Origin of the sequence: Salipaludibacillus sp. CF4.18 (assembly GCF_051262595.1) — a bacterium.
In the GTDB taxonomy this organism is placed as follows: domain Bacteria; phylum Bacillota; class Bacilli; order Bacillales; family Salisediminibacteriaceae; genus Salipaludibacillus; species Salipaludibacillus neizhouensis.
The window spans coordinates 1-9,725 of record NZ_JBIMEV010000092.1 but is presented as its reverse complement, the minus strand read 5'-3'; the positions used below and the strand labels follow the sequence as shown (position 1 = coordinate 9,725).

Genomic DNA, 9,725 nt, shown 5'->3' with positions numbered 1-9,725 from the left:
AATTTTGTCTTCAGTGGATGCTTCTTTCACAATGAATTTATCTTTAGGAGAACGACCTGTGTATTTACCTGTTGATACAGAAACAGCGCCAGTAGAAGTTAATTTTCCTTCTTTTCTCATTATTACTTTTTCTACTAGCTGCGAAACACTTAATTGAACCTGTGCATTGCGTCCATTTAATAACTCATGTAATTCAATTTGGGCCTTCATAGTACTCATATACATACCATCCTTTTGTCTTTTTAATAAAAACTCCAATTCCTATAAATAGTTATGTTATGGGATCATCCCTTAAATATGTTGCATATTTTTTTGGCTAGCAAACTGATCTGCTACTAGCTTTACGAGGTCTACTACGCGGCAGGAGTAGCCCCACTCATTATCATACCAGGCAAGAACCTTTACCTTACGGGTTCCCATAACGATTGTAGATAAACTATCAATAACAGACGAACTTGGATTTGTATTGAAATCTACTGACACAAGCGGCTCATTACAGAACTCTATAATACCCTTCATCGATCCTTGGGAAGCAGTCTGAAAGGCATTATTAATTTGTTCCACTGTCACATCACATTTTACGTCTACTACAAGGTCTACAAGCGATACATTTGGAGTCGGAACACGTAGTGCCATACCATGTAATTTTCCGGTTAAATGTGGTAGTACCTTTGCTAAAGCTTTAGCAGCACCTGTTGTAGTTGGAATAATAGATTGTGCGCAAGCACGAGCTCTACGTAAATCTTTATGTGGATTATCAATATTATTTTGATCATTTGTATATGCATGTACAGTAGTCATTAAGCCATTCTCAATGCCAAATTGTTCATCTAACACCTTAACGACTGGAGCAAGACAATTGGTTGTACAGGAGGCGTTTGAGATAACATCGTGTTTTGTGATATCCAATTGCCTGTTGTTTACACCAACTACAATAGTAACATCTTCATTTTTACCGGGAGCTGTTAAAATAACCTTCTTTGCCCCTGCTTCTAGGTGCAGACTTGCTTGTTCTTTTGCATTAAATTTTCCTGTTGCTTCAATCACAACATCTATGCCTAGTTCCTTCCAAGGAAGTTCTTGCGGATTACGATGATTAAGAAGTTGAACCAACTTACCATCCACCAATAAGTTATTTTGAAATACCTCTATTGTACCGTCAAATTTTCCGTGTACGGTGTCATACTTAATAAGGTGTGCTAACGTGTCTGCCGGATAGCTCGCATTAATTGCTACAACCTGAAATGAGCTTTCTTTTATCGCTTGACGAAATACCATTCTTCCAATACGGCCAAATCCATTAACAGCAACATTAATCATGTAAATAAATCCCCCTCTTAATTGAGTTATACTAAATGGTCTATTTTCATATATAGTATAACATTAATGAAAATAAATTCATGGCATACTACCATTTTTTTAATAACTGAGCCAATTTCATAATGCATTCTCTTAAATGAATTCAGAAATGCACAATAATCAAATAGCTCTTTTTTTGAACTTATAAGCTGCTTTTTCTACTTTTGTGACCTTTGTTTTCAATCTCAAACCAGCCGGTTTCATAGCATTGTGAACGAGTGTGGCAAATTCAAAATGAACTTTTGCTCTTTCTCCTGTCCGATATCGTACATTATTGAGCTGGAAATGTTTTTTTAGGTACGCGAGCACACGTTCAGAGGAACTTCGTTCCTTATAAAGGTTCTTCCATGATTCGGAACCTCTTGCCGGAGCTGAATATCGGCGTAGATCCGTTTCAACCTTGATTTTAAAGACTTTTTGACAGAGTGAATCGTGAGAGTGGACACTTTCGATATTCTTTTGTTCGTGTGAATTTTAATGTTTGATCGAAGCTGTCATACCGATAAGAGTGTTCTCTTACACAAGTTGGGGCAAAGTGTTATTAAATCCAAGTGTCTCAGGTTCATTCCGCTTATTGTAAGCCATGACCGAATAATCGTTCATACGATGGATCAGTTCATAGATTGCTGGGTAATCATAGCCAGCTTCCATCGTGGCGTGACCGATCTGAAAGGGAGGATAGTGATCATATATCCCTTTCAATAGGGGAATAGCTGCTTTCCAATCATTTAAGTTACCACTGGATAGGAGAAATTCTAGAATAAATTGACTGCTTGTTTCGACAGCAATATGCCCTTTGAATCCATACCAAAAGACCTTTTTACAGTCACTGTTCTTCAATTTTTTTGAAACGGAAGAGAGGCCTCATGAGCTTTTTTTTATTTCATCTATTTTGCATATTCTTTTACGGCCACGCTTTTTCGGCTCGCGTTTGGCTTCATGGACGATTTGGTGGTTAATTTTTTTCAATACATCGGTACCTTTGATCTTTTTAACGACTCGCGAGAAAGATGCTTCCGAAGGAACAGGATATGCCACACCAAATCCGCAATCTCGCTTAAATCCTTCGTCATCTTTCAGACGTTTAATAAAAGTTTCACTTCACTGATCTTTTCCACATAACGGATGATTAATGAATGGACTATTGCTGGATAGTTCAGTGTTTCCGGTGGACCAAATCGCGATTTTTTTACCCACTACCTGTAAAATGGGAGCAATAGAAATCGTTGCAAAGAGTTCATAACGTAGGGTAGGTTCTAAAATATAAAACATCTATACTTAGTAGGCTCTCTTGTCGTATCGGGGCCATAGGCTCCGAATTATGAAATTGATTCACATAGTAATTCTAGGAATATTCCCATGACAATAGAATAAATTCACTATTAACTTTTAAAAATCTCTTAATTTAAGAAAGGAAATCTCTACATTAAAGCTCTGTATCCTATGGAATTCCCCCTGGATATCCAGCCTTCGAGAACCTCCTTTCACTAAATAACTATGCAAATTCCATGCCAATAAATATAGGTAATTTAGTATATCAAAATGCTAATGTACTATCGGCTATATCTTTTTCATCGATTAGACAGAAGAATTTTTTTGCTAATTGCAAAATGATTAGGTTAGATAAAGCAAATATTTTTAGCTTTTATTAACAAGATTCAAACGAAATAAATATTCTCTTTTAAACAAGTCGACGTACATGATATACCTCCGTGAAAATGGTACATCATTAAGAGCGATAGAGGCGTTTTAAAGTTTTTGCATGAACATATGAATGAAATTGGGAGGGACTACTAGCTTAGTCTTTATAATTTTATGAACAAATAAAGCAGCTACAAACTATTAGCTACTCTATTACTATTCACTTACTTCTATCAACAATCCGCCTGATTATTGAAGATCAACTTTCAAAACAAATCAATGAAAATGAAGTGTCTACCAAATTAACATACAATTTATTTATAGACATTTATCTTTAGAAAAGTACCAGTTTTGTTAAAATATCTAAACCACAGACCTAAAGTCACTTACTAAATTGTTGCTCAATTTTAGGTGGAAGATGTATTGGTAGTCTAAAAAATTCTCTATCTTTTATACTCACGCGATGGTGTCTAGCACCCTGATCACCATGAATGTATACATGTTTATACCAGCGATGAGTTTTGAAATAATGATGAAAAATCGAGTAACTACATGTTCATTATCTAGCCTAAAACACAAATAAAGTGGAGAAACTACCCCTGTCTCTAATTAAGAATAAATACTTACGAGGCCATAAGATGCTTCCTTAGATATTCGAGGATTATATAGAAAGTCCCTTTTGCAACAACATAGTATCCTGAGATAACACATCATTTTATAATACGATACAATCTATACACTGCCTCACGTATTTCCTCCGTTTTAATCGTTGCAAATCCGATCACCAGACTAATACTATTTTCATCATCCTTATATTTGCTATCAAAGGTAAACCGTTCAATGGAATAAATTTCCAACTTTTCGCGATTAGCTCTTTCGTTAATGTCATCATACTTTTGACTCGTTTTAAAGTGAGCAAGAAAATGAAGCCCAGCAGGGACATCTTTAATATGAATATCATCCTTAAATGTTGTAAGAAGTTGTTTAATTAACATTTTTCGTTTCATTTCATAATGAAGGGTCATCCGTTTGACATGTCTTTCATAGTCTCCACCTTCAATAAAATAATGGAGTGTAAGTAAACTGAACAAATTGCTTCCTTGGATCCAATTAGAATAATATTGCTTGTACGTTCTTAAGAGATCGGGAGGCAAGACAATATAACTGATTCGAAAACTGGGTAAGAGGCTTTTTGAGAACGTCCCTGTATAAATAACTTGATGATTTCGATCCATGCTTTGCAGAGACGGAATATTATCTGTTCCGTATTTAAATTCACTATCATAGTCATCCTCGACAATATATCGCTTATTAGAATGAGAAGCCCAGTTCAAGAGTTCAATTCGCCTCGATATTGGCATAATGGTTCCAGTTGGGAATTGGTGGGAGGGCGTTATAAATAATATATTAGGGCTACTAGATTCTATTTCTTTAATATCAACGCCTTTTTTATCTAGGCTAATTGGTACAACTTCAAATTTCATACTTTTAAGTACAGCATGTATACGAGAATATCCAGGGTTTTCAATGGCAACTTTTGCATTCTCTTTTAGTAAACTCATGAGTTGTCTTACTAATGGTTGAGTTCCTCCACCAATGATAATCTGTTCTGGCTCGCACTTCACACCACGAGTAAAAGCTATCATACGTGAAATTGTCTTTCTTACAATGTAGGGTCCTTGAGGACTGCTAATTTCAGAAAGCTCCTGTTTATGGTTTTTAATTGCTTGATTTTGATACATCAACCATTTTTTAAAAGGAAACATGGAAATGTCCGATGTCATATGGGACAGAGAAAGCCACCCCTCTTTACTCTGAAATTTTTCTTTTAAATCACTGGGGAAATTAATTGCGCCTGTTTCATGTTGATCAATAAACTCTGTGATTTTTTCAACGAAGTACCCTTTTCTTTCAATAGTATAGATGTACCCTTCGGCTAAAAGTTGTCCATAGGCATTTGAAACGGAATTAATACTAACTTTTAATTGATCTGCTAAATTTCTTTTGGATGGTAATTTCTCATTTTCAGCGACTTTCCGTTCAAGGATCGAATTTTTAAATTCTTTATAAATTTGTTGATATATATGTTTTGAAGGATCTGTTTTATCTATATTAATAAATATCATGAGGTTCTCCTTCCATCTGGTCCCTAATAAAAATCAGATCTGGCACTTTTCATTGTACCAACTAATGGTGATAATAGTCTACATAATGATAAATGAGGAGGAATCGTGATGGGAAGAACAGAGGATTTACAACATAAAAGAAATAAATATGTGCCAAAGGGTATTAGTAATGGGAATTTAAATATTGCTCACCATGCTTCTGGGGCAACAGTTACAGATTTAAACCAAAGACAATGGATTGACTTTGGTGGTGCGATTGGAACATTGAATGTGGGACATAGTCACCCAAAGATTACCGAAGCGATTACGAAACAGGTAGAGAAGTTTCTGCATCCTGGCTTTAACGTAATCATGTATGAAGGATATATTAACCTTGCCGAAAAGCTATCCGAATTAACACCTGGTCATTTCGACAAGCAAGCAATACTCTTGAATTCTGGTGCTGAAGCAGTCGAAAACGCTGTGAAGGTATCCCGAAGATATACAAAAAGACAAGCTGTAGTCACATTTACTCGTGGATACCACGGGAGAACGAATCTAACTATGGGAATGACTAGTAAAGTTAAGCCTTATAAACTTGGATTTGGTCCCTTTGCACCTGAAATTTATCAGGCTCCATTCCCTTACATTTATCACAAACCCAGTTATTTATCTGAAGATGATTATGTCATTCAAATCATTGAAGAATTCAAGGATTTTTTTGTGGCAACCGTCGCCCCTGAAACAGTTGCTTGTCTCGTGATGGAACCCGTTCAAGGTGAGGGTGGTTTTATTATACCGCCGAAAAGGTTCGTTCAATTTGTGCACTCATTTTGTAAAGAGCATGGCATCGTTTTTGTAGCTGATGAAATTCAAACAGGGTTTGGCCGAACAGGAAAGTTGTTTGCTATGGAGCATTTTGGTGTTGTTCCTGACTTAATGACTGTTTCCAAGTCATTAGCTGCAGGATTACCATTGAGTGCTGTTGTCGGAAAAAAAGACATCTTAGATATTGCAAATCCAGGTGAACTAGGAGGTACATTTGCAGGTAACCCCGTTGCATGTGCTGCTGCGTTAGCTGTATTAGACGTGATAGAAAAAGAAAACTTACTCGAAAAATCAGAGATTCTTGGTCAAAACATAGAAACAAAACTGCTATCCCTCTCTAAACAACACGAATTCATGGGGGATATCCGTCGTCTCGGAGCGATGGTTGCAGTTGAAATTGTAAATAACCGAACGGATAAGTTACCAGATAAACAGAAAACCGCTGCCATCACAAAATATGCGAATGAAAATGGTCTCTTATTACTTTCTGCCGGTTTAAAAGGGAATGTCATTCGCTTTTTGGCACCGCTAGTTATCACAGATGATGAGTTAGCAAAAGGGCTGTCAATTCTAGAAAAAGCTTTTGAATAATCATAATGAAGGTAGTGATATCGAATGTCGACTCAATTTAAAGTATTAAATCCAGCTACAGGAGAACTAGTGGAAATTGTAAACTTGAACACAGAAGACGAAATCAAACAAGCTTTAAAGAATGGGCATAATGCATTTAAGAAATGGTCAAAAATTGATGCTCATACCCGGTCGAAATTGTTAAAAGATTGGTCACGTATTATCCAAGAAAACAAAGAAGACATCGCAGAAGTTATGACCCTAGAAAATGGAAAGCCTCTTAAAGAATCATTAGGCGAGGTCACCTATGCCACAACGTATATCGATTGGTATGCCGAAGAAGCTACTCGAATCTATGGTCGTACGATTCCCGCTTCTTCTGAAACGAAACGGATTGTAGTGAGTCATCAGCCTATCGGCCTTGTGGCAGCGATTACACCTTGGAACTTCCCTGCTGCGATGATGACGAGAAAGGCAGCACCAGCCTTAGCTGCAGGCTGTACCTTCATCGTTAAACCTGCAGAAGAAACGCCACTAACAACAATGAAATTAGTAGAACTAGCGCATGAAGTTGGGATTCCACACGATGCCATTCAATATGTCAACGGCAAAGGCCCTGACGTAGGAACTCTCTTCACGGACAGTGAGTATATACGCAAAATCACGTTCACAGGTTCTACTCCTATAGGAAAATTGTTAATGAGAAATAGTGCCGATACAGTCAAACATGTCACGATGGAGTTAGGAGGTCATGCTCCCTTGATTGTTGCAGAAGATGCTGACCTCGACTTTGCTGTAACGCAAACCATTCTTTCTAAGTTTCGAAATGCTGGCCAAACGTGTATTTGTGCAAATCGAGTCATCGTTCACGAGAACATTGTTGATGCTTTTTCGGAAAGACTAACAAAAGCAGTAAACAAATTAATAGTCGGTAATGGAATGGATAAGGATACGGATATTGGCCCTATCATCAACGAAAAAGGGTATCAAAAAATCTTCTCACAAGTTAACGATGCGATCGAGAAAGGTGCCAATGTCCTTATTGGTAATGAGTACAAAGCAAATATTGAACAAGGTTCCTTTTTTGTTTATCCAACCGTATTAAAAAATGTGAAAGAGAATATGACTATCATGCAAGAGGAAACCTTTGGTCCAATTATTCCTATCATAAGTTTCAAAAAAATTGAAGAGGCTGTAGAAATAGCCAACAGCACACCATTTGGTCTTGCAGCATATTTCTTTACAAATGATTATAGAGTAGGAACATATCTGCATGACCATTTGGATTTCGGGATTATTGGTTGGAATGATGGGGCTCCTTCCGGTGCCCATGTCCCCTTTGGAGGTATGAAAGAAAGCGGCCTCGGACGTGAAGGTGGATCAGAAGGCATCGAGCCTTATCTAGAAACGAAATATTTATCTATTGGTCATTTTGATCATTGATTTTTTATCGTAACTAGAAAGTTAAAAAGCACCTGTTCTCCATGAACTGTAACCTATAAAATGGACAGTTTATAAAAGAGACCTATGCAGCTAGTAAATGACTTCGGTATTGAGCCGGAAAAAATAGTTACTTCTGCAGAGTTCGTCGAAATAAATCCAATCCTAGACAATAAAAATCAAACAGAAGATGTAGCTGTTGCCTTAGTAACCTCTTTATTAGGCAAAAATCACTTTGATGACCTAAATTTATTATAATGAATGAATTTCTTAAAAATTTGTTTCATGTCCATCCAGCATGGCTTTTTGTCAGAGTTATGGGGTTCATGTTTGGTCAGAAGATACGGGTGCTTTATTGTTATTTGACCTTCTACCTTTATTGTTTACTGTTTTCTTATTTGCAGGATTATTTCTTCCTTTGCTATTAAATTTTGGTTTGTTGGAATTATTTGGATCGTTGCTAAATAAGATCACAAGACCTTTGTTTACTTTGCCGGGGAGGATCTTCCATAGATTGTTTAACTTCATGGATGGGAGACGGAACGATTGGGGTTTTATTAACGAGCAAACAATATGAAGAAGGTTTTTATACGAAAAGGGAAGCGGCAGTTATTGGTGCCCATGATAAGCGAGGGATATCAGCGTATAAGCTCTCAAAAGAAATTGAAGTCACCTATAAAACCGCTTTGCTTATGCTCCACAAGATTCGCTCACCGTTATCCGAAAACGAGATTCCGAGTACACACTTGCTGGCATTGTAGAACTCGACGACGCTTTCTTTGGCGCTCCTACTGAAGGCGGAAAACGTGGTCGTGGTACTGAAAAGACCAAGGTCATCGTTGGTTTATCTTTGAATAAGAAGGGACATCCCCTTTATCTGAAAATGGAAGTAACCCCTGACATCAAAGGTCAATCCCTCGTAGATTTTGCAGATAAACGTATTGTCCCGGGCGCAACAATAAGCAGTGATGCTTACCGTTCTTACAGAGCGTTAGCAGGCGCAGGATTCAAACATGAGTACCAGGTTTCTGACGCGAAAAAAACGCCTGACCATTTACATTGGCTTCATACGGTTCTTTCAAATGCCAAAGCCTTTATGGGTGGGACTTTCCACGGGTTGGATTCGAAACACCTTCAAGCTTATTTAGATGAATATTGCTATCGATTCAATCTACGTAAATTTGAAGGTTACGAAGGTGAGGCTTAATTTACAATGACAATATTAAGTAATCAAACATTAATTGACTCCTATGAAAAAGCTCTACAACTACAATTATCAAAAGAATTTATTGAATTATTACTTGAAGAACTCTACAAAAGAGAATTAATACACACATAAAATTAAATGCATTACAGAATCTCTCTCTAACACTTAAAATTTTCAGTGAAATCCCTTAATTTATTTCCTTAAAGTTCACACAATTAAAGGATTCTCCCCGTTTGTTCAATATGGTCTTTAGCCTAACAGTGTATAAGCTTAACTGCACATACAACTTTAATGTATTTAATCATACATTAAAGTTGATTATCATACTGCAAAAAACTACATAAGTTTTATGTAGTTTTTTTCATATTGAATTTCTCTAATTCAACTTCGCTCTCCATTAATTCCCACTATGCGAAAAAGGGATTCCGAGTACACACTTGCTGGCATTGTAGAACTCGACGACGCTTTCTTTGGTGCTCCTACTGAAGGCGGAAAACGTGGTCGTGGTACTGAAAAGACCAAGGTCGAATAAAAAGGGACACCCACTTTTTATCTAATAATGGAAGTAACTCCTG

6 protein-coding genes and 5 pseudogenes are annotated in these 9,725 nt (G+C 37.0%); 7 read left to right on the top strand and 4 right to left on the bottom strand.

Annotation, left to right across the window (positions count from 1 at the left end):
• From ACHABW_RS24840 to ACHABW_RS24825, 4 genes and pseudogenes are all read right to left on the bottom strand, one after another.
• Positions 1-219, bottom strand: a 219-nt coding sequence (locus tag ACHABW_RS24840; protein WP_435759593.1) for a phosphoenolpyruvate carboxykinase (ATP), incomplete at its 3' end; no start/stop codon positions are given.
• Positions 220-291: 72 nt separating this feature from the next.
• The gene (locus ACHABW_RS24835; protein WP_435759591.1) at positions 292-1,320 is read right to left on the bottom strand and encodes a glyceraldehyde-3-phosphate dehydrogenase; all 1,029 of its coding nucleotides are present in this window, start codon (positions 1,318-1,320) and stop codon (positions 292-294) included.
• Positions 1,321-1,479: 159 nt separating this feature from the next.
• Positions 1,480-2,668 (bottom strand): annotated as a pseudogene (locus ACHABW_RS24830) (transposase).
• A 1,042-nt stretch (positions 2,669-3,710) separates the two neighbouring features.
• The gene (locus tag ACHABW_RS24825; RefSeq protein ID WP_435759589.1) at positions 3,711-5,126 is read right to left on the bottom strand and encodes a PLP-dependent aminotransferase family protein; all 1,416 of its coding nucleotides are present in this window, start codon (positions 5,124-5,126) and stop codon (positions 3,711-3,713) included.
• Positions 5,127-5,234: 108 nt separating this feature from the next.
• Here ACHABW_RS24825 and gabT point away from each other — a divergent pair, with 108 nt between their 5' ends.
• The 7 genes and pseudogenes from gabT to ACHABW_RS24790 all read left to right on the top strand — a co-directional run.
• The gene (gabT, locus tag ACHABW_RS24820) at positions 5,235-6,524 is read left to right on the top strand and encodes a 4-aminobutyrate--2-oxoglutarate transaminase (RefSeq protein WP_435759587.1); all 1,290 of its coding nucleotides are present in this window, start codon (positions 5,235-5,237) and stop codon (positions 6,522-6,524) included.
• A gap of 24 nt (positions 6,525-6,548) precedes the next feature.
• Positions 6,549-7,946, top strand: a complete 1,398-nt coding sequence (locus ACHABW_RS24815) for an NAD-dependent succinate-semialdehyde dehydrogenase (RefSeq protein WP_435759585.1) — start codon at positions 6,549-6,551, stop codon at positions 7,944-7,946.
• Positions 7,947-8,066: 120 nt separating this feature from the next.
• Positions 8,067-8,201 (top strand): annotated as a pseudogene (locus ACHABW_RS24810) (arginase); the annotation flags it as partial.
• Between the two features lie 70 nt (positions 8,202-8,271).
• Positions 8,272-8,560: pseudogene (locus ACHABW_RS24805) on the top strand (nucleoside recognition domain-containing protein); the annotation flags it as partial.
• A pseudogene (locus tag ACHABW_RS24800) lies at positions 8,546-9,132 on the top strand (IS1595 family transposase); the annotation flags it as partial. The pseudogenes ACHABW_RS24805 and ACHABW_RS24800, both read left to right, overlap by 15 nt.
• 24 nt (positions 9,133-9,156) lie before the next feature.
• The gene (gene sda / locus ACHABW_RS24795) at positions 9,157-9,282 is read left to right on the top strand and encodes a sporulation histidine kinase inhibitor Sda (protein WP_435759583.1); all 126 of its coding nucleotides are present in this window, start codon (positions 9,157-9,159) and stop codon (positions 9,280-9,282) included.
• A gap of 277 nt (positions 9,283-9,559) precedes the next feature.
• A pseudogene (locus tag ACHABW_RS24790) lies at positions 9,560-9,676 on the top strand (IS1595 family transposase); the annotation flags it as partial.
• Between the last annotated feature and the right edge of the window lie 49 nt (positions 9,677-9,725).